This is a genomic window from Streptomyces sp. NPDC092952 (genome assembly GCF_044754785.1).
Taxonomy (GTDB): domain Bacteria; phylum Actinomycetota; class Actinomycetes; order Streptomycetales; family Streptomycetaceae; genus Streptomyces.
The window spans coordinates 96,311-115,039 of record NZ_JBIVPT010000009.1 but is presented as its reverse complement, the minus strand read 5'-3'; the positions used below and the strand labels follow the sequence as shown (position 1 = coordinate 115,039).

Genomic DNA, 18,729 nt, shown 5'->3' with positions numbered 1-18,729 from the left:
CCCGGGCCTCGCGCATGTGGGGGACGGCCGGACGGGTGGTCAGCCCAGCAGGTCCCGCAGCGACGCCGTCATCCGTACGGCGAACGCCTCCCGCACCGACGCGTCGACCCGGTCCAGCGAGAGGTACGGGTTGAGGTCCTCCAGCTCGACGAGGAGCAGTTCGCCCCCGGCGGTCCGGCAGGCGTCGACCCGCTGGATACCGTGGTCCAGGCTGTTCCACTCCACGAAGCCGCGGGCGAACGCCAGGTCCGCCGCGTCCGGTGCGTAGGGCACGAGCTCCCACCTCCGTTCCGGGTCCGGCGCGTACAGCGCGTACTGGAAGTCGTGGTCGATGAAGTAGAAGGACACCTCGTAGCGGAAGTCGATCCGGGGCTGGACGAGCCAGGTGCCGTCCTCGCCGTCCGGGAGGCCGGGCTCCGGAACGAACCGGAGCCCGGCCGAGTCCGCGCCCAGCTTCGGCTTGACCACGTACTCCGGGGCGTCGGGCAGCTCTCCCAGGTCGGCCGAGCGGTCCACCGTCGGGATCACCGGGTGTCCGGCCCGGCTCAGATCGACCAGGTACTGCTTGCCCGCCATGTCGCCGCGGCCGTGCAGGGGGTTGTAGACCCGGGTGCCCAGCTCCCGGGCCCGGGAACGGAAGGCCGCGTACGCCTCCTGGTGGTCCAGGACCGGGCCGCTGTTGCGTATGACGGCCGCGTCGAAGCCGTCCAGCAGCGCGGCGGCGTCCCGGGGGTGGCAGAGCGCGAGGGCGAAGTCCTCCCGAAGCCGCGCGGTCAGCGAGATGTCCTCGTCCCCGTAGCGCCGGCCGCGGGCCGGGTAGGCGAGGTCGGTGACGTACAGGACGGACGGGCGCGGTCCGGTGGGCATGGCGGTTCCTTCGGGGAGGGAGCGGCGGGCGGTGGATCGTGCCCGGCATTCTCCCCCCGGGGTGTTCACCAGGAACTGTCGGGGCGTACCGGGAGACGGGGGTGGTGGGCGGCGAGGATCTTGTTGGCGCGGGCCAGTTCGGAGAGTGCCTGCTCGCGGTCGGCCCGGTCCTCGTCGCAGAGGAGCGGCCCGCGGAAGCCGCGCACCTCGCGCGCGGCGCACGCGGCCTCGAACTCCGCCTGGAGGATGTGCTGCGGGATGCAGGACCCGATCAGCGCGACGACCCGGTCGGGGATCGGCACGGGGACGAGCAGATGGGAGGCGGTCATGTGGGGCCCTCTCGGAAATGGTCGACCAGGAGGTGGTGCGGGGCGAGGCCGCCGGGTGCGGCGACCGACCCCTCCATGTGTACGGGACGCAGTTCCGGGTTTCGCGTGGAGAACGTCTCCGTGTGGCAACCGTTTGAGAGTGACCGGCTATTTACCATTACCCGCAGGTAAGTTGACGTGGCGCGAGGAAAGTGATTCGGCGCGGAGTGCGGTTCAGGGTGTCGGTTCCTCGCTGCGGGAACGCAGTTGGAGCGCCCGCAGGACGGCCTCGGTGGAGAACCTGCTCTGGGGGTCGGTCAGTTGCCGGCCGAAGATGGACTCCAGGTTGCGCATCCGGTACCGGACGGTCTGGGGGTGTACGTCCAGCAGCTCGCCCATGTGGGCCGCGGTGCCCCGGGTGTCGAGCCAGATCCGCAGGGTCTCGACCAGCCGCTCCCGGCGGGTGGTGCTGATCCCGGCGATCGGGGCGAGTTCGCGCTGGGCGAGCTGGTCGACCAGTGCCGGGTCGGAGAGCAGCCACAGGGTGGTGAGGTGGTCCTCGCACAGGACGACCGGTGCGTCGTCGATGACCTGGGTGTCGACGAGTTCGAGTACCCGGCGGGCCCAGCGGATCGAGTCCGAGGCCAGGGCGGTGGGCACGGTCAGGCCGATCGCGGCGTGGGCGCCGAGCAGCGCCTCGTCCAGCATGCGTCCGCGGGCCTCGTCGAAGGGGCCGGGGATGAGTAAGTGCGGCTGTGGGTCGCTGAGATCGGCCAGTATGTCGCGGTCCACCACGGACCGGTCCAGGGTGGCCGGGGGGCGTACGGCGACCAGGGTGACCTGCTCGGGGAGCGCCCACCCGGTCTGCTCGCAGAGCTCGGCGATGGCGGTGCGCGGCGCGGGGCGCCCGGCGAGGATCAGGTGGAGCAGCCGGCGGCGCATGGCCTCGCTCTGCTCGCCGGACTGCGACTGCACCTCCAGGAAGCCCTCGCGCGACAGGGACTCCAGCTCGTCGATGTAGGCGAAGAGCGCGTCGGCGAAGCTGAGCATGAGGGTGGGGGAGAAGTTGTAGCTCTTGCCGACCTTCTTGGCCCGCCGCAGCGCGATCCGGGCCCCGAGCCGGTACGCGCCCTGGAGCGTCTCCATCGTGCGCCCCTCGTACGCCTCGAAGCGGCCGAACCGGCGGCACATGTCGTCGCGGAGCGAGGTGGAGGCGGTCGGCTCGGCGACCAGGTCCACGAAGGAGGAGAGGCTCTGCTCCACGCCGACCCGGATGGCCTGTCCGTTGGGGCCGTTCAGCAGCCGGGCGTACTCCGGATAGGCGCGGGTGACCTCGACGCCGATCTCCTTGATGAGGCTCGGCAGCTCGGGCCGCATGATGGCGGCGAACTCCTGCGGGAGCGGTCCGAGCGGATCCCCCGTGTCCGACGGCTGTACGAGTGCTGGCATGACTGTCCCCTCGTTTATCCGGCGCCCGGTGGGGGGTCAGGCGGGGGAGAGCGCTCCCACGAACCGATCAGGTGCGTACCAAGTTCGCGATGAAGATAGACCAAGTCGGCGACCGTGCCCACCACTTCGGCAAGATCGAAGTGCAAGGGGCACATATCCCGGCCTTGTTGTGGTGCTTCGGTGCAGGTGGGACGCGACTGCTCACTTCAAGACAATGTTTTTCGGACAACTACTCCGGGGGCGACAAGAAAGTAACCGTGGGTAACGGATTCTTGGCCGGGGGATTGGCGGGGATTCGTGCGGCTGGTGCGCATCCGTCCGGAGTGGTGCGATCGGGGATGGTGTGCGGGTGGTCGCACTTCTGGTGGGACGGGTATTCGGGGGCGTGTATTCATTGCCCGGAAAATACTCCGGGATTCACGGTCCGGGGGATCGTCCGATCGATCGGAATGGTAATTCGTCGGAGCTTTTGACGGAAGGGGAACGTCCGGTTACGGGCGTGCGGGGCCGCTGCCTCGCGACGGCCGGGCGTGCGGGGCCGGTGGATGGTGCATGCCTGGCCGGAGCGTCATTCGGCCGCGCAAGGGACGATCTTACCGGCGGGTAGGAGGGTGATCGGGGGTCGCGACGGGTACCGCCGAGTGTGTCCGGGGTGAGTGTCGGGACCCCCGAGGGGCATATGACATGGCCGTAACTACTCACTTTCCGATAGAAGATCGCGGCGATCTGCTGAGTTGTCGCTAAGCTGGAATGCTTTTACCGACCCGGCCGCGGAATTTCTGCGTCGGGTATTGCCGCGTCGGTCTACTGGCTCGTAACGTTCGAGCCGCACGGAGTTCGATCACGCAGTCGAGTCCATCGACCGCTGCGTTCCACGATGTGAGCCGCCCTCGCCGCGAGCCATTCCCTGGCTCCGGAGCGAGGTAATCGGGTACGTCCAACTCCACTTCCCGGAGGTAAGTTCCGTGAGTAAGACCCTCAGCCGCGCCCTGTTCGCCACCACCGTCGCCGCCGCCGCACTCGGTTTCGCCGCGACGTCCGCCTCGGCCACCGCCCTCGCGGGGTGGACCGTGACCAACGCCAACTCGGCCGGCACCTTCACCGCGTCGCTCAAGGCCGGCACGTCGGCGACCCTGGTCGACACCACCACCGGCCAGCAGGTGGACTGCTCGGTGTCCCCCGCCAGCGGCACCGCCCCGAGCGGTACGTACGGCACCGGCGCCGGACTCGCGAAGATCACCGCGGTGACCTGGGGCTCCGCCGCCTCCCCGTGCCCCGGACCGCTCGGCTCCAGCTTCCAGGCCTCGCTCGCCTCCGGTGCCGTCATCAGCATCGATGCCGCCAGCTACAGCGGGGGCATCTCCTCCGGATCCCTGAGCGGGGTCAAGGTCAACCTCGTGGGTGACACCATCCTCGGCACCTGCAACGCCGTGATCAGCGGTTCCGTGAGCAACGTGACGTACAACAACTCGACCGGCGAGCTGGCCATCAACACCGGCACCGGCCTCAAGGTCGAGAGCGCCTCGAACTGCGCCGGTCTGCTCAACGCGGGCGACCTGGCCACCTTCAAGGCGACGTACAAGGTCGCCAACCCGCTGACCATCGTCTACTCGTGACCCACTGATCGGGCCTGAGGTCCCCCCGCGCCGCTTCCGCACGGAGCCGGCGCGGGGGGACCTGTCCGCAGCCGATCCCGTCCGCAAAGGGTGTGCATGAGCATCGTTCAGCGTCTCGGCCGGGCCGCCGTCGGCGTGGTTGCCGCATGGGCGATGTCCGTGACGCAGGCGTCGGCGTCGGCCGGCTCCTGGACCGTGAGCAACCCCCGCAGCGACGGGTCGTTCTCGGGTGTGCTCAAGGACGGGGTCCAGGCCGAGGTCGAGGACGTGGCCACCGGCCAGCGGTTGGTGTGCCTAGGGCCCCAGTCACGTGTGGGGGGCTCCATGCCGAGCGGATCGTACCCGGACGGTGCGGGGCTGGGCACGGTCACGGAATTCGTGTGGGGCGAACCCGGAACCGGCTCCTGCTACGGGCCGCTCGGGACGACGTTCAGCGCCGAATCGGTCTCCACCGACATGGAGTTCAGCGCCGAGGGCTACAACGGCGGGACCGCCACGGGACGGCTGACAGGGGTCGACCTGGCCTTCGCCGCCGAGACCTGGCTGGGGCACTGCACGATGCGGATCTCCGGATCCCTGGACCGTGTCACGTACAGCAATTCCACCGGTGAGCTGAGCATCGCCGGCGGTACGGGGCTCACGATGCGGGACGTCTCCACCGACGGTTCGTGCATGGGCCTGTTGAACGAGGGCGACCAGGTGAGGTACTCGGCCACCTTCGTGCTGGACGAACCCCTCACCGTGACGTCCCCATGAACCCCTGACCGCGGGGGCCGAGCCCCCTTCGCAGACGACCAGTCAGCTCCGAGACAACGGCAGGTTGCCGCATGAGAATGAAGTCGATCCGCTCCCGCCGATGGGGCCAGGTCGGTGCCGTCGGCGGCATGGCCCTGCTGGCAGGGCTCATGCCGGGAACGGGCGTGGCCAGCACGACCCACGTGGTGGAGACCCCGCTCGGGTACACCTGCACGACGGCGTCGGGTGAACACGGCGCGGACGTGACCGTCTCCGTCGAGCTGCCGGTGAGTTCCCCGGTGGGTGCCGAGGTCCAGCCGGAACAGGTCCGGATCGGCGTGGCGCTCGCACCGGAGATGCTGGGCGAACTGCCCGAGGGCGACTCTCCGGTACTGTCCGGCGCGGCGAGCCTGCGGACGACGGTCACACAGAACGGCGTTTCGACGGACGTGATGTGGCAGGCCCTGGAGATCCCGGAGTCGGCCGTCGAGACGGACGGGGACACGAACGTCGAGGCGAGCGGGGCGGTGCCCACCGTGACGCCCCGGTCCAGCGGCGCGATGGTCTTCGCGGCCGGCGAGCTGAAACTGGACCTCGTGGTCCGGGCAGCGGCCGACGGAGAGGCGACCGCGCCCGACGTCGTCCCGGTGACCTGCACGGCCGACGCGGACCAGTCGGCGGAACTGGGGACCGTACAGGTACCGGTGTCCTCCGACGGCACCGTGCCCGGCACACCCGGCCAGGGGCCGGACGCGGGCACCTCGCCGAAGCCGGACGCCCGGAGCGCGGACGCCGGTACCGCGGCGGACACCCGAGAGGTCACACCGCCGAACCTGCCGGACTGCACGATCCTCTTCGGCCCGGTCACCCAGGTGCCCAGGCCGGCGCAGGGATACATGGCCGGTTACGCCAATGTGAACAAGCAGAAGGCCGCCACGAAGTTCGAGGACCCGGCCCATCTGCTGCTCCAGCTCAACTCGGTGATCGCGGTCTACCGCTGCCCCACCGGCTCTCTGACCTGGGTCCACAGCGAAGGCACGATGGACTACCGGGGCAAGCCGCAGATGCCGCCGGCCCGGTCGACCTTCCTGACCTTCGGGTTCATGCCCACGACGGCCACCGTCGAGATGTCGCTCACCGGCCCGGTCTACATCGACACGTTCAACGACGGGGCGCCGGACCCGGAGACCGGACGCCGGAAGGAATCCACGACGGCGACGACCCAGGTGAGCCTCCGGCTCTCCGACGTGTCCGTGAACGGCACGCCTCTCGACGTGGGGCCGAACTGTCGCACGGCGCGGTCGATGGAACTCTCCCTCACCGGCAAGGGCACCACCGGTTCGGGCCCGGACGAGGGATACACCGTCAAGTCCGGCGGGCCGCTCCTCGGTTCCGCCGACGTTCCCCCGTTCACCGGCTGCGGAGTGACCGAGGACCTGGACAACATGTTCACCGCCGCGGTCTCCGGGCCGGGGAACTACACCAAGATGATGCAGGGCCCGCTCTGCGTGGACGGTGTACCGGCGAACTGCCCGGAACCGCCGAGGCCCAAGCCCGAACGCTGAACGCACGCACACCCTCGTATTTCTTCCTCAGAAAGGCTGGACGATCAATGAGTGCTGCCCCGAAGCGAGTCAGACCCGCTCTTGTCGGTGCGTTGCTGGCCGTCGCCGTGGGAGTTCCGCTGAGCACCTCACCGGCGAGCGCCGCCTCCGCGCAGGCGATGAACGGCAACTGGGCGCCGTTCAGCCGCTGTCCGGTCGACGACCCGGCCATGCTGGCCGCGGACGGCACGAGCGAGATCGCGATGTGCGTGTCCTCGCACTCCGAGAGCGGCTCCATCAAGCTCGGTAGCACCGAGGCGACGACCGGTGCCAACGACCTCCAGTTCGGCATCATCCGCAACACGTCGACCGGTGCGTCCAAGGTCGTGCCGGCCGCGGGCGGATCGATCGTGGGCGCCCCGACGGAGATCCCCGGCGGACTGCTCGGACTGATGTGCCCGAGCGGCATCCCGGTCGTCTCCGACATCTGCAAGCAGCTGACGGACAACAGCCTGAACCGCGTCGTCGCCACGGTGCAGTCGGTGGGCACGCCCACGAACTTCGACCTGACGGCCGGGATGCAGAGCGGGAAGACGATCGTCGACATCCCGGTGCGCATCCACCTGGAGAACCCCTTCCTCGGCTCGAAGTGCTACATCGGCACGGCCTCCGACCCGATCGTGCTGAGCCCGCGCAACCTCACCCAGCCCGCCATCGGCAGCCGTCGCTTCGACGCCGACGGCACCACGAACACCGGGGGCTTCCTCAACCGGATCGAGCTGACCGGCAACGACCAGGGCGACTCGGCCTTCGCGGTGCCCGGCGTGAGCGGCTGCGGCCCGCTGACCCTCGGCGAGCTGAACTGGGCGGTCAACCTGAAGACCGGCCTCCCGTCGGCCTCCGGCAAGAACAGCCTGACGCTCAACAACGCCGCCACCTACACGGCGGGCCTGGCCCTGCCCGGGGCCTCGGCGCCCAACGCGGGCCGGCTCCTCGCGGAGAACTGGCACGCCGGAGTGGCGAAGTAGCCGGGGCGGGGGAGGAACGGCGATGAGGAACCGGACCGGACGGTTAGCGTGCGTGGCGGCGGTCGGCGCGCTGATCGCGGCCGCGGTGCCGTCCGCGTACGCCGCCTCGGTGGACGAGGCTCCGGCGCCGCTCGCCGGGGCCTGGACGGCGAAGCTCGTGCCCGGGACCACGGCCGGCATGGGCGGGTTCACCTGCGACAGTGGCACGGCCTCGGGCGTGGACACCACCATCCTGTCCGCGACGTGGCAGTGCCAGGGGCCGCTCGGCGCCACCGGCTCGGCCCGGCTGACCCGGGCCGCGGCGTTCGCTCCGTCCTCGTCCTCGGGAACGGTCGTTTCCGGCAATTTCCAGGGCGTCGTTCTCGCGGTCCAGATGGAGACCCTGTTCGGCACCTGCACCGTGACGGCGACCGGAAACGCGCAGAACGCCGCGTTCGACCAGGCGACCAGTGAATTCTCGGTCGGCTCCGGTGGCGGGCTCACCGTCTCGCAGGCCAACAACTGCGCGGGTCTCGCATACGCCGGGGACCAGTTCCCCTATTCGGGAACCCACCTGGTCACCTTCACCTAGCAATACGCGTACCGCACACCTCGTCCGCCCCACCCGGATGGTGCTTCCGGGTGGGGCGGACGTATGCAACGGGGCCTTCGGCCGGACACCGCCTCCACTCACTTCTTCATAAGTGAATGGAGGTGAATGCTCACCGGACGACAAAAAGCGCCGAGAACGTGTTCCAGCCCACAGAAAGTTTACGATCCAGTATTGCTAAGCAGGTTACCGGGTCGTAGCGTCCCGGTTGAGCAGCGGGGAAACGTATCCGCGGCTGCTCGCCCGGTACCCCGGGGGCCCGGACGGAACCGGCTTCGCCGGCCGTCGGCGCCCGATCCGCGGGCCGGAGGGCTTGCGCACCTTTCGACAAAGCGACCGTAGGTCTTTGTCACTTGGTGACAAGTGCTCCGAACCCCGCCCCAGATTCGTCGATTTCCGCTGCTCAACGGCTTGTCCTGGCGGTTTCGACGGACATAGCGTGTGCGCCTCCTGGTGCATGTGTGACGAGCCGCCATTGGATTTCTCAGAGCCGGAGCGCTGACAGATGACTTCGTTCACCACAACTTCGAAGGAGGGCCGATGGGAATCGAAGTAGTCGTCGAAGGCCTCACGAAGTCCTTCGGCAAGCAGAACATCTGGCAGGACGTCACCCTCACGCTGCCCGCCGGAGAGGTGAGCGTGATGCTCGGCCCGTCCGGCACGGGAAAGACCGTTTTCCTGAAATCCATCATCGGTCTGCTCAAGCCCGAACAGGGCCGTGTTCTCATCAACGGCGTCGACATGGTGAACAGCCCGGAACGCGACATCATGGAAACCCGGAAACTCTTCGGGCTCATGTTCCAGGACGGCGCCCTCTTCGGATCGATGACGCTCTTCGACAACATCGCGTTCCCGCTGCGCGAGCACACCCGCAAGAAGGAGTCGGAGATCCGCCGCATCGTCATGGAGCGGATCGAGATCGTCGGCCTCCTCGGGGCCGAGGACAAACTCCCCGGCGAGATCTCCGGCGGTATGCGCAAGCGGGCCGGACTGGCCCGCGCCCTGGTGCTGGACCCGCAGATCATCCTCTGCGACGAACCCGACTCCGGCCTCGACCCGGTCCGCACCGCCTACATCTCCCAGCTGCTCATCGACCTGAACGCGCAGATCGACGCGACGATGCTCATCGTCACCCACAACCTCGACATCGCGGCCACCGTCCCCGACAACATGGGGATGCTCTTCCGCCGCAACCTGGTCACCTTCGGCCCCCGCGAGGTGCTGCTCACCAGCGAACTGCCGGTCGTCTCCCAGTTCCTCGCGGGCCGCCGCGAGGGCCCCATCGGGATGGCCGAGGAGAAGGACGCGGCCACCCTCGCCGCCGAGGAGATCAACGGCTACGGGGTCGGCATCAGCTCCGCCAACGCGCCGCGCACCGTCGTCCCGCAGCTGGAGCCCTCGCCCGGCATGCCCGTACGGCAGGCCGCGCTGCGCCGGCGGGAGCGGGTCATGTCGATGATGGGCCAGCTGCCCGAGGCCGCGCGCACCGCCATCCTGAAGAGCTACACCCCGGCCGGCGGCGGTGAGAGCCCGTGACGGCCCCCATGCCGGTGCTGCCCCCCGAACCGCCGGACTCCGGCCCGCCACCGGAGCCCGAGGCCCGAAAGAGCGCCGGGCAGAAGCCGCCGAGCAGGCTGCTCGCCCCGCTCCGCGAGACCGGGAAGCTGTTCTCCCTCGCCGCCACCGTGAGCCGCGAGGTCTTCCGACGCCCCTTCCAGGTGCGGGAGTTCATCGAGCAGTTCTGGTTCGTCGCCAGCGTCACCATCCTGCCCGCCGCACTCGTCTCGATCCCGTTCGGCGCCGTCATCGCCCTCCAGGTCGGCTCGCTCACCCAGCAGCTCGGCGCCCAGTCGTTCACCGGCGGCGCCAGCGTCCTGGCCGTCATCCAGCAGGCCAGCCCGATCATCGTGGCGCTGCTGATCTCCGGCGCCGCCGGCTCCGCCATCTGCGCCGACCTCGGCTCGCGCAAGATCCGCGAGGAGCTCGACGCGATGGAGGTCATGGGCGTCTCGCCGATCCAGCGGCTCGTCGTCCCCCGGGTCCTGGCCACCATGCTCGTCGCCGTCCTGCTCAACGGCCTGGTCTCGGTGGTCGGCACGCTCGGCGGCTACTTCTTCAACGTGATCCTCCAGCACGGCACCCCCGGCGCGTACCTGGCCAGCTTCTCCGCCCTCGCCCAGCTGCCCGACCTGTACATCAGCGAGCTCAAGGCGCTGATCTTCGGCTTCATCGCGGGCATCGTCGCCGCCTACCGGGGACTCAACCCGCGCGGCGGCCCCAAGGGCGTCGGCGACGCGGTCAACCAGTCCGTCGTCATCACCTTCATGCTGCTGTTCTTCGTGAACACGGTCCTCACGGCGATCTACCTCCAGATCGTCCCCGCGAAGGGGAGCTGACCGATGTCGATGCTCAGCTGGCTCGACCGATCCGGCGAACAACTCACGTTCTACGTACGCGCGCTGATCTGGATCCCCCGGACCCTGCGCCGCTATCTGCGCGAGGTCCAGCGGCTGCTGGCCGAAGTGGCCTTCGGCAGCGGCGGTCTCGGTGTCATCGGCGGCACCATCGGTGTGATGGTCGCGATGACCCTGTTCACCGGGACCGTCGTCGGCCTCCAGGGATACGCCGCCCTCAACCAGATCGGCACCTCCGCCTTCACCGGCTTCATCTCCGCCTACTTCAACACCCGCGAGATCGCCCCGCTGGTCGCGGGACTCGCGCTCTCCGCGACCGTCGGCGCCGGCTTCACCGCCCAGCTGGGCGCGATGCGGATCAACGAGGAGGTCGACGCCCTGGAGGCGATGGGGATCCGGTCCATGCCGTACCTCGTCTCCACCCGGATCATCGCCGGGGTCGTCGCGATCATCCCGCTGTACGCGGTCGGACTGCTCTCCTCGTACCTCGCCTCCCGCCTGGTCACCGTCCTGTTCAACGGGCAGTCCGCGGGCACGTACGACCACTACTTCAATCTCTTCCTCTCCCCGGACGACGTGCTGCTGTCGGTGCTCAAGGTGCTGATCTTCAGCGTGATGGTGATCCTCGCCCACTGCTACTACGGCTTCCACGCCACCGGCGGACCCGCCGGGGTGGGCGTCGCGGTGGGGCGGTCGGTCCGCAACGCCATCGTGCTGATCAGCGTCACCGACTTCTTCCTCTCGCTCGCGATCTGGGGCGCGACCACGACGGTGAAGGTGGCCGGCTGATGATCTCCCACAGCACGCAGACCGTGCGCCGCAGACTCGCCGGAGTCGCCTTCCTCCTCGTGCCCGCCGTACTCGTCTGGGTCTCGGTCTCGGTGTACCGGAAGGACTTCACCGACGACGCGACCGTGACCGTACGCACCTCCAGCGTCGGCAACGAGATGCACGACAACGCCGACGTGAAACTGCGCGGCGTCGTCGTCGGGCAGGTCCGCCACATCGCGGCCGACGGGGACGGGGCCCGGCTCACCCTCGCCATCGACCCCGGCAAGCTCGGCCGGATCCCGTCCGACGTGACCGCCCAGATGCTGCCCACCACCCTCTTCGGGGAGCGGTTCGTCGCCCTCGTCCCGCCGGCCGCACCGTCCACCGAGCCGCTGCGGTCCGGGGCGGTCATCCCGCAGGACCGGTCCAGCAACGCGATCGAGCTGGAGGAAGTGCTCGACAACGTGCTGCCGCTGCTGACCGCCGTCAAACCGGAGAAGCTCGCCGCCACCCTCGGCGCCGTCTCCCAGGCGCTCCAGGGACGCGGCGAGAAGCTCGGCGACACCCTCGCCACGCTCGACGCCCACCTGGCCAAGTTCAACCCCCAACTGCCCACGCTCAACGACGACATCAAGGAACTCGTCAAGGTGTCCAAGGTGTACGGGGACGCCGCCCCCGACATCCTCGACGCGCTCACCGACTTCACCACCACCAGCGGCACCCTCGCCGAGAAGGAAGCGGAGCTCGCCGGGGTCTACGGCTCCACCACCGCCTCAGCCCGCGACCTGACCTCCTTCCTCCAGGAGAACAAGGACAACCTCATCCGGCTCTCCGCCACCGGCAGGCCGACGCTGGAGACGCTCGCCCGGTACTCGTCCTCGTTCCCCTGCACCCTGCGGACCCTGGCCGGATTCGTCCCGGCCATGGACAAGGCGCTCGGCAAGGGCACCGACCGGCCCGGACTCCACGTCACCGTCAAACCGGTGAAGTCGAAGGGCAAGTACGTGCCCGGCCGGGACACCCCGGTCTACAACGCCACCGGCGGACCGCACTGCTATTCCGTGCCCTACATGGGCAAGGCCGCGCCGACGGCCGACGCCCGTACCGCGAGCCCGGTCACCGCGCCCGGCACCGGGGACGCCGGCCGGCCGGGCGGCACCGCTCCCTCGGCCGCGAAGCCGGAACTCGGCATGCCCAACTCCCCGCAGGAGAGCCGGCTCGTCAACGAGCTGGTCGCTCCCTCACTGAAAGTCCAGCCGCAGACCCTGCCCGACTGGAGCAGCGTGCTCATCGGTCCGGCCTTCCGCGGTGCGGAGGTGAAGCTCAAGTGAAGCGCCGCTCTCTCGCCGGTCCCCTCACCAAGTCGATCGTCTTCGTCCTGGTGACCGTGGTGGCCACCAGCGTGCTGGCCCTGTCCATCGCCAACACCAGCGTCGGCGACACCACCACCTACCGGGCCCGGTTCACCGACGTCACCGGACTGGTCGTCGGCGACAGCATCCGGATCGCCGGCGTCAAGGTCGGACAGGTCGAGTCCATCGAGGTCGCCGACAAGCGGCTGGCCGAGGTCGCCTTCGCCGTACGCAAGGGGCGCAGGCTCCCCGCCTCGGTGACCGCCTCGATCAAGTACCTCAACATGGTCGGCCAGCGGTACATCGACCTCGACCAGGGGGCCGGGCCGGTCGGCCGGAGCTTCGCCGCCGGGGCGACCATCCCGGTCTCCCGTACCACCCCCGCGCTCGACCTGACCCAGCTCTTCAACGGCTTCCAGCCCCTGTTCGAAGGTCTCTCCCCGCCCGACGTGAACCAGCTGGCGGGCTCCATCGTCCAGGTGCTCCAGGGCGAGGGCGGAACCGTCGACAGCATCCTCCAGCACGTCGGTTCGCTGACCGGAACGGTCGCCGCGAAGGACAAGGTGATCGGCGAGGTGATCAAGAACCTCAACACGGTCCTGAAGACCGTCAACGACCGTGAGGCGGGCTTCGACGACCTCGTCGACACGCTCCAGCAGCTCGTCACCGGCTTCGCCGGCGACCGCAAGCCGCTCGGCCGGGCCGTCACCGCGATGGGCGCGCTCACCACCGTCACCGCGGACCTGCTCGACGACGGACGCGCCCCCCTCAAACAGGACATCAAGCAGCTCGGACGGCTCTCCGGCCAGCTGGAGAAGGGCACGCCGCAGATCGAGAACTTCCTGGCCAAGACCCCGGCGAAGATGAACGCGATCACCCGGCTCACCTCGTACGGCTCCTGGCTCAACCTCTATCTCTGCGAGGCCCGGGTGAGCGGAGTGACCACCGAGGACGGCAGCACCCCGCCCACCGGCATCGAGGTCAGGAAGCCGAGGTGCCAGGGATGAGGATCAAGCCCGTACGGGAACGCAACCCCGTGGCCGTCGCCGTCGTGGGACTGGTCGTCCTCGCCCTCATCGGCCTGGGCGCCTACCGCGTCGACTCGCTGCCGTTCATCGGCGGCGGCACCACCTACAGCGCCGACTTCACCGAATCGGCCGGACTCTCCGAGGGCGACGAGGTACGGGTCGCCGGGGTGAAGGTCGGCGAGGTCACCGGTGTCGCGCTGGACGGCCCCAAGGTGAAGGTCAGCTTCAGGGTCAAGGACGTCTGGATCGGCAACTCCTCCACCGTCGGCATCGCCATCAAGACCCTGCTCGGCGAGAAGTACCTCGCCGTCGACCCGCTGGGCGACGCCGCGCAGGACCCGCACGAACGCATCCGGGCCAGCCGCACCACCTCCCCGTACGACGTGACCCAGGCGTTCAACGGGCTCGGCGAGACCATCGGCGAGATCGACACCGCGCAGCTCGCCAAGAGCTTCGAGACGATCTCCGCCACCTTCAAGGACTCCCCGCCGGACGTGAAGAGCGCCGCCGAAGGGCTCTCCGCCCTCTCGAAGACGGTCTCCGAGCGCGACGCCCAGCTCGCCACCCTCCTCAAGGGCAGCAAGCAGCTCACCAAGACGCTCGCCGACAAGAAGAGCAGCTTCGAGACCCTGCTGGAGGACGGCAACCTGCTCCTCGGCGAGATCCAGGCCCGCCGCGACTCCATCCACCAACTGCTCACCGGCACCCGGAACCTCGGCACCCAGCTCACCGGACTGGTCCGGGACAACGACAAGCAGCTGAAGCCGACCCTGGACTCGCTCGGCCGGGTCACCGCCGTACTGGTCAAGAACCGCAAGAGCCTCGACAAGGTGCTCTCGATGGCCGGCTCGTACAGCCGGCTCGTCGGCAACACCCTCGGCAGCGGCCGCTGGTTCGACAACTACGTCTGCGGAGTCGTCCCGAAGGAGTACGTGCCCGCGGGCACACCCGCCGGGGCCGAGTGCAAGCCACCCAAGCAGCAAGGCGGCCGCTGACATGAGAATGAAGCGCATCGTCGGCATCGGCGCCGGACTCGCCGTGGTGGCCGTGGCCGCCACCACCGGGGTCCTGGCCATGGACGACGAGGGAACGACCATCACCGCCTACTTCGACCAGGCCACCGGTGTCTACGCCGGGTCCGACCTGCGCGTCCTCGGCGTGCGGGTCGGCACGGTCGAGTCGGTCACCCCCCGCGGCAAGGAGGTCAGGGTCACCCTCCGCCTCGACAAGGGCGTCAAGATCCCCAAGGACGCGCACGCCGTCGTCGTCGCGCCCAGCCTGGTCGCCGACCGCTACGTCCAGCTCGCCCCCGCGTACGACGGCGGCCCGGAGCTGGCGGACGACGCCGTACTGCCCGCCGCCGGCAACGCCACCCCCGTCGAGGTGGACCAGCTGTACGACTCCATCACCGAGCTCTCCAAGGCCCTCGGCCCGGAGGGCGCCAACGCCGACGGGGCGCTCACCGACCTGCTCGACACCGGGGCCAAGAACCTCGACGGCAACGGCGCGGCCATCGGCGACTCCATCGAGCAGTTCGGCAAGGCCACCAAGACCCTCGACAAGAGCAGCGGCAACCTCTTCGACACCCTGTCCTCCCTCCAGTCCTTCACCACCATGCTGAAGAAGAACGACGGCAACGTCCGCGCCGCCGAACAGCAGCTCAACTCCGTCACCGGCTTCCTCGCCGACGACAAGGAGAACCTCGGAGCCGCACTGAAGGAACTGGGCACCGCGCTCGCCCAGGTCAAGGGGTTCATCCAGAAGAACCGCGGCGCGCTCAAGAAGAACGTCGAGGCCCTGGTGCCGATCACCCAGAGCCTGGTCGACCAGCGGGCCTCGCTCGCCGAGGCGATGGACACCCTGCCGCTCGCCGCGGGCAACGTCCTCAACGCCTACGACCCGGCCAACCGCACCCTCAACGGCCGCACCAACCTCAACGAGCTGTCCATGGGCGGACCGCTCACCGAGAGCCCCGGGCTCGCCGGCCTCGCACCGGTGGACACCGCACGCCAGAAGGCGCTGCCCAGTCTGCCCCTGCCCGCCGTCGGCACCGTCTACGGCACCCCGGCGAAGACCGCCACGCAGAAGAAGGGGGCGAACCGATGAGCCCAGCGCTGCGCAGACCCGGAGCCCGTACCACCGGGGTCGCCGCCCTCCTGGCGGTGGGCGTCGGCCTCGCCCTCGTCGTCACCAACTCCGGCCTGCCCACGTTCACCGGCATCGACCAGCTCCCGCTGCCCGGCGGTGCCGACCTCGGCGACCACCCGTACGAGATCACCGCCGAGTTCGCGGACGTGCTCAGCCTCGCCCCGCAGGCCTCGGTGAAGGTCAACGACGTCGCCGTCGGCCGGGTCACCGGGATCTCGCTGTCCTCGGACAGCTGGAACGCCAAGGTCACCATGCGGGTCAACGGCAAGGTCGAACTGCCCGCGAACGCCTACGCCCACCTGGAGCAGTCCAGCCTCCTCGGCGAGAAGTACGTCCAGCTCTCCGCCCCCGCCAAAGGCGCCGCACCGGCCCACCTCGCCGACGGGGACCGCATCCCGCTGGCACGCACCAACCGCAACCCCGAGGTCGAAGAGGTCTTCGGCGCCCTGTCGATGCTCCTCAACGGCGGCGGCGTCAACCAGCTCAAGACCATCACCACCGAACTCAACAAGGCGCTCTCGGGCCGCGAACCCGAGGTCCGGTCCGTGCTCCGCCGGGTCGACACCCTCGTGACCGACCTGGACGACCACAAGAAGGACATCACCGACGCCCTCGACGGGGTGAACCGGCTCTCCGCCACCCTCGCCACCCGCAAGCAGGACGTCGGCACCGTCCTCACCGGACTCAGCCCCGGCCTCAAGGTGCTGGAGAAGCAGCGCGGTTCGCTCCTCACCATGCTCCGGTCGCTCGACACCCTCTCCGGCGTCGCCGTCGACACGATCGACAAGAGCAAGGCCGACATGATCGCCGACCTCAAGGCCCTCGCGCCCACCCTCAAGGCGCTCGCCGACTCCGGCCGCGACCTGCCCGACTCCCTCCAGGTGCTGCTCACCTACCCGTTCACGGACGAGGTGCTGCGCGGAGTGAAGGGCGACTACCTCAACGTCTACCTGGATGTGACGGCCATGCCCGGCACGCAGATCGTCCCGTCGCTGATCCCGGCAGAGGCACCGAAGAGCGGGGCAGCCGGCACGCGCTCCCTGCCCCTGCCGCTCCCCGCGATCCCGACGGCGGGCACCGACGGGAGCAGTCGATGATCACTCTGGCCATCCGGCTCAAGAACATCTCGTTCCTGGTCATCGCCGTGCTCGTGCTCGGCTTCCTCGGGGTGCGGTACGCCGACCTCGGCCACTACGTCGGCCTGCGCAGCTACTACACCGTCAAGGTCCAACTGCCGCGCACCGGCGGGCTGTACACCCACTCCAACGTGACCTACCGGGGCGTCTCGGTGGGCCGGGTCGGCCCCATCGAGCTGACCGACGACGGCGTCGAGGCCGAACTGCGCATCGAGAAGGACGCGCCGAGGATCCCGGACGGGCTGAAGGCCGTGGTCGCCAGCCTCTCCGCCGTCGGCGAGCAGTACGTCGACCTGCGGCCCACCCGCGGCGGCGGCCCGTACCTGGCGGACGGTTCCGTCATCGACCAGGCCGACACCACCGTGCCCGCCCCCGTCACCAACGTCCTGACCAGCGTCAACGACCTGGCGAGCTCGGTGAACCTGGAATCCCTGCGCACCGTCGTCGACGAGTTCGGCACCGCGTTCGAGGGGCGCGGCGACGACCTCCAGGTGCTGCTCGACACCAGCAGCGACTTCGTCCAGGCGGCGGACAAGGCACTGCCCACCACCACCAAGCTGATGGCCGACGGCCGGACCGTGCTGCGGACCCAGGCCGAACAGGGCGAGGCGCTCAAGGGCTTCGCCTCCGGCGCCGAGGAACTCGCCGCCCAGCTCAAGAGCTCCGACACGGACCTCCGCAGGCTGATCGCGGCCGCCCCCGACGCCACCGGGCAGATCAGCGGACTGCTGCGGGACGTCGACCCGGCCTTCGGCGTCGTCGTCGCCAACCTCCTCACCACCTCCGAGGTGGCCGTCACCCGCCAGCGCGGCCTGGAGGAACTCCTGGTCAAGCTGCCCGCGGTGGCCGCGGCCGGGTCCAGCGCGATCGACGAGAACGGCGCCCGGTTCGGGATGTCCGTCACCTTCTTCGAACCCCTGCCGTGCACCGCCGGATACGGCGGCACGACCTACCGGGCCGGCCTGGACACCACCGCCGGACCGCCCGTCAACACCAAGGCCCGCTGCACCTCCTCGCCCGGCACCGGCATCAACGTGCGCGGCAGCGCCAACGCCCCGAAGGGCGGCGCCGTCCCCGCGCCCGCCAAGCCCGGCTCGATGCTGCTGGGCGACGGCGAGGCGGGCCGGCTCCCCGGCGCGCTCGGCGTCACCGGCCGGGCCCCGCGCGGCGGCGACGCCATGGCCGGGCTTCTGGGCCTCGGTCAGGAGGACGGCCGATGACCTCCCGCGGGAAGAGCCTGACCGGCTGGGTGGTGCTGCTGGTCGCCGCGGCGGTCTGCGCGCTGGGCGGCTGGTCGTACCTCGGGGCGCGGGGTGACGAGAACCTGGCGTACGCGAAGAGCCGGGATGCCGCGCTGGCCGACGGCAAGCACCGTCTCGCCCTGCTCAACAGCCTCGACGCCAAGGACGCCCGGAGCGTGGACGCCGGTCTCGGCGCCTGGCTCGACTCCGCGACCGGTCCGCTCCACGACCGGCTCGGGCGCACCCGGAGCGAGGACGCCGAGGAGCTGGCCAAGGCCGGTGCCACCGCTCGCGGAAAGGTCACCGACGCCGCGCTCACCGCGCTCGACGAGCGGGCCGGAACCGCCGAGATGATCGCGACCGTCGACGTCGAGGTCACCCCGCGCACCGGGCAGCCGGGCACCGAGCGCAAGCGCTTCGAGGCCACGCTGGCCCGGACCCCGGACGGCTGGAAGATCAAGGCCCTCACGGCGATCCCGGTCGGGGGCGGCGCATGAACGAGC

At 69.7% G+C, this 18,729-nt stretch carries 18 protein-coding genes; 15 read left to right on the top strand and 3 right to left on the bottom strand.

The annotated features are described in order from the left end of the window. Positions 1-39: 39 nt before the first annotated feature. From ACIQGQ_RS22420 to ACIQGQ_RS22410, 3 genes are all read right to left on the bottom strand, one after another. Positions 40-867: a hypothetical protein gene (locus ACIQGQ_RS22420; protein WP_402398395.1), complete on the bottom strand. Its 828-nt coding sequence runs from the start codon at positions 865-867 to the stop codon at positions 40-42. A gap of 65 nt (positions 868-932) precedes the next feature. Beyond that, entirely contained in the window at positions 933-1,196 is a 264-nt protein-coding gene (locus ACIQGQ_RS22415; protein WP_366298186.1) for a hypothetical protein, read from the bottom strand. Between the two features lie 213 nt (positions 1,197-1,409). Further along, positions 1,410-2,624, bottom strand: a complete 1,215-nt coding sequence (locus ACIQGQ_RS22410; protein ID WP_402398394.1) for a helix-turn-helix domain-containing protein — start codon at positions 2,622-2,624, stop codon at positions 1,410-1,412. Between the two features lie 965 nt (positions 2,625-3,589). On the opposite strand from ACIQGQ_RS22410, the gene ACIQGQ_RS22405 reads away from it, so the two are divergent. The 15 genes from ACIQGQ_RS22405 to ACIQGQ_RS22335 all read left to right on the top strand — a co-directional run bounded on the left by ACIQGQ_RS22405 (position 3,590) and on the right by ACIQGQ_RS22335 (position 18,723). Continuing rightward, the gene (locus ACIQGQ_RS22405; protein WP_402398393.1) at positions 3,590-4,240 is read left to right on the top strand and encodes a hypothetical protein; all 651 of its coding nucleotides are present in this window, start codon (positions 3,590-3,592) and stop codon (positions 4,238-4,240) included. A 96-nt stretch (positions 4,241-4,336) separates the two neighbouring features. After that, entirely contained in the window at positions 4,337-4,996 is a 660-nt protein-coding gene (locus tag ACIQGQ_RS22400; RefSeq protein WP_402398392.1) for a hypothetical protein, read from the top strand. A gap of 71 nt (positions 4,997-5,067) precedes the next feature. After that, a complete protein-coding gene (locus tag ACIQGQ_RS22395; RefSeq protein WP_402398391.1) occupies positions 5,068-6,540 on the top strand; it encodes a DUF6801 domain-containing protein in 1,473 nt (490 codons plus the stop codon). 47 nt (positions 6,541-6,587) lie between these two features. Next, on the top strand, positions 6,588-7,547 hold the full coding sequence (locus ACIQGQ_RS22390) for a hypothetical protein (RefSeq protein ID WP_402398390.1): 960 nt from the start codon (positions 6,588-6,590) through the stop codon (positions 7,545-7,547). A gap of 52 nt (positions 7,548-7,599) precedes the next feature. Then, positions 7,600-8,118 carry a hypothetical protein gene (locus ACIQGQ_RS22385; protein WP_402398389.1) on the top strand — a complete coding sequence of 173 codons (519 nt, stop codon included), beginning with the start codon at positions 7,600-7,602 and terminating at the stop codon, positions 8,116-8,118. Positions 8,119-8,676: 558 nt separating this feature from the next. Continuing rightward, positions 8,677-9,672: an ABC transporter ATP-binding protein gene (locus tag ACIQGQ_RS22380; protein ID WP_402398388.1), complete on the top strand. Its 996-nt coding sequence runs from the start codon at positions 8,677-8,679 to the stop codon at positions 9,670-9,672. Further along, on the top strand, positions 9,669-10,532 hold the full coding sequence (locus tag ACIQGQ_RS22375; protein WP_402398387.1) for an MlaE family ABC transporter permease: 864 nt from the start codon (positions 9,669-9,671) through the stop codon (positions 10,530-10,532). The genes ACIQGQ_RS22380 and ACIQGQ_RS22375 overlap by 4 nt, the downstream gene beginning before the upstream one ends. 3 nt (positions 10,533-10,535) lie before the next feature. Continuing rightward, positions 10,536-11,339, top strand: coding sequence for an MlaE family ABC transporter permease (locus ACIQGQ_RS22370; RefSeq protein ID WP_402398386.1), 804 nt, complete (start codon positions 10,536-10,538; stop codon positions 11,337-11,339). After that, positions 11,339-12,652 carry an MCE family protein gene (locus ACIQGQ_RS22365; RefSeq protein WP_402398385.1) on the top strand — a complete coding sequence of 438 codons (1,314 nt, stop codon included), beginning with the start codon at positions 11,339-11,341 and terminating at the stop codon, positions 12,650-12,652. The genes ACIQGQ_RS22370 and ACIQGQ_RS22365 overlap by 1 nt, the downstream gene beginning before the upstream one ends. Beyond that, positions 12,649-13,680 carry an MCE family protein gene (locus tag ACIQGQ_RS22360; protein WP_402398384.1) on the top strand — a complete coding sequence of 344 codons (1,032 nt, stop codon included), beginning with the start codon at positions 12,649-12,651 and terminating at the stop codon, positions 13,678-13,680. The genes ACIQGQ_RS22365 and ACIQGQ_RS22360 overlap by 4 nt, the downstream gene beginning before the upstream one ends. Continuing rightward, a complete protein-coding gene (locus ACIQGQ_RS22355) occupies positions 13,677-14,696 on the top strand; it encodes an MCE family protein (protein ID WP_402398383.1) in 1,020 nt (339 codons plus the stop codon). The genes ACIQGQ_RS22360 and ACIQGQ_RS22355 overlap by 4 nt, the downstream gene beginning before the upstream one ends. Position 14,697: 1 nt before the next feature. After that, positions 14,698-15,807 (top strand): MCE family protein, encoded by a 1,110-nt coding sequence (locus ACIQGQ_RS22350; RefSeq protein ID WP_402398382.1) that lies wholly within the window; start codon positions 14,698-14,700, stop codon positions 15,805-15,807. Next, positions 15,804-16,946: an MCE family protein gene (locus ACIQGQ_RS22345; RefSeq protein ID WP_402398381.1), complete on the top strand. Its 1,143-nt coding sequence runs from the start codon at positions 15,804-15,806 to the stop codon at positions 16,944-16,946. Before ACIQGQ_RS22350 ends, ACIQGQ_RS22345 begins: the two co-directional genes overlap by 4 nt. Next, a complete protein-coding gene (locus tag ACIQGQ_RS22340) occupies positions 16,943-18,205 on the top strand; it encodes an MCE family protein (protein WP_402398380.1) in 1,263 nt (420 codons plus the stop codon). The genes ACIQGQ_RS22345 and ACIQGQ_RS22340 overlap by 4 nt, the downstream gene beginning before the upstream one ends. Then, positions 18,202-18,723, top strand: a complete 522-nt coding sequence (locus ACIQGQ_RS22335) for a hypothetical protein (protein WP_402398379.1) — start codon at positions 18,202-18,204, stop codon at positions 18,721-18,723. Before ACIQGQ_RS22340 ends, ACIQGQ_RS22335 begins: the two co-directional genes overlap by 4 nt. Positions 18,724-18,729 lie beyond the last annotated feature (6 nt).

Coding starts and splice junctions, on each gene's coding strand:
- ACIQGQ_RS22420 (WP_402398395.1), bottom strand. CDS start 867: ATGCCCACCGGACCGCGCCCGTCCGTCCTGTACGTCACCGACCTCGCC.
- ACIQGQ_RS22415 (WP_366298186.1), bottom strand. CDS start 1,196: ATGACCGCCTCCCATCTGCTCGTCCCCGTGCCGATCCCCGACCGGGTC.
- ACIQGQ_RS22410 (WP_402398394.1), bottom strand. CDS start 2,624: ATGCCAGCACTCGTACAGCCGTCGGACACGGGGGATCCGCTCGGACCG.
- ACIQGQ_RS22400 (WP_402398392.1), top strand. CDS start 4,337: ATGAGCATCGTTCAGCGTCTCGGCCGGGCCGCCGTCGGCGTGGTTGCC.
- ACIQGQ_RS22395 (WP_402398391.1), top strand. CDS start 5,068: ATGAGAATGAAGTCGATCCGCTCCCGCCGATGGGGCCAGGTCGGTGCC.
- ACIQGQ_RS22390 (WP_402398390.1), top strand. CDS start 6,588: ATGAGTGCTGCCCCGAAGCGAGTCAGACCCGCTCTTGTCGGTGCGTTG.
- ACIQGQ_RS22380 (WP_402398388.1), top strand. CDS start 8,677: ATGGGAATCGAAGTAGTCGTCGAAGGCCTCACGAAGTCCTTCGGCAAG.
- ACIQGQ_RS22370 (WP_402398386.1), top strand. CDS start 10,536: ATGTCGATGCTCAGCTGGCTCGACCGATCCGGCGAACAACTCACGTTC.
- ACIQGQ_RS22365 (WP_402398385.1), top strand. CDS start 11,339: ATGATCTCCCACAGCACGCAGACCGTGCGCCGCAGACTCGCCGGAGTC.
- ACIQGQ_RS22355 (WP_402398383.1), top strand. CDS start 13,677: ATGAGGATCAAGCCCGTACGGGAACGCAACCCCGTGGCCGTCGCCGTC.
- ACIQGQ_RS22350 (WP_402398382.1), top strand. CDS start 14,698: ATGAGAATGAAGCGCATCGTCGGCATCGGCGCCGGACTCGCCGTGGTG.
- ACIQGQ_RS22345 (WP_402398381.1), top strand. CDS start 15,804: ATGAGCCCAGCGCTGCGCAGACCCGGAGCCCGTACCACCGGGGTCGCC.
- ACIQGQ_RS22340 (WP_402398380.1), top strand. CDS start 16,943: ATGATCACTCTGGCCATCCGGCTCAAGAACATCTCGTTCCTGGTCATC.
- ACIQGQ_RS22335 (WP_402398379.1), top strand. CDS start 18,202: ATGACCTCCCGCGGGAAGAGCCTGACCGGCTGGGTGGTGCTGCTGGTC.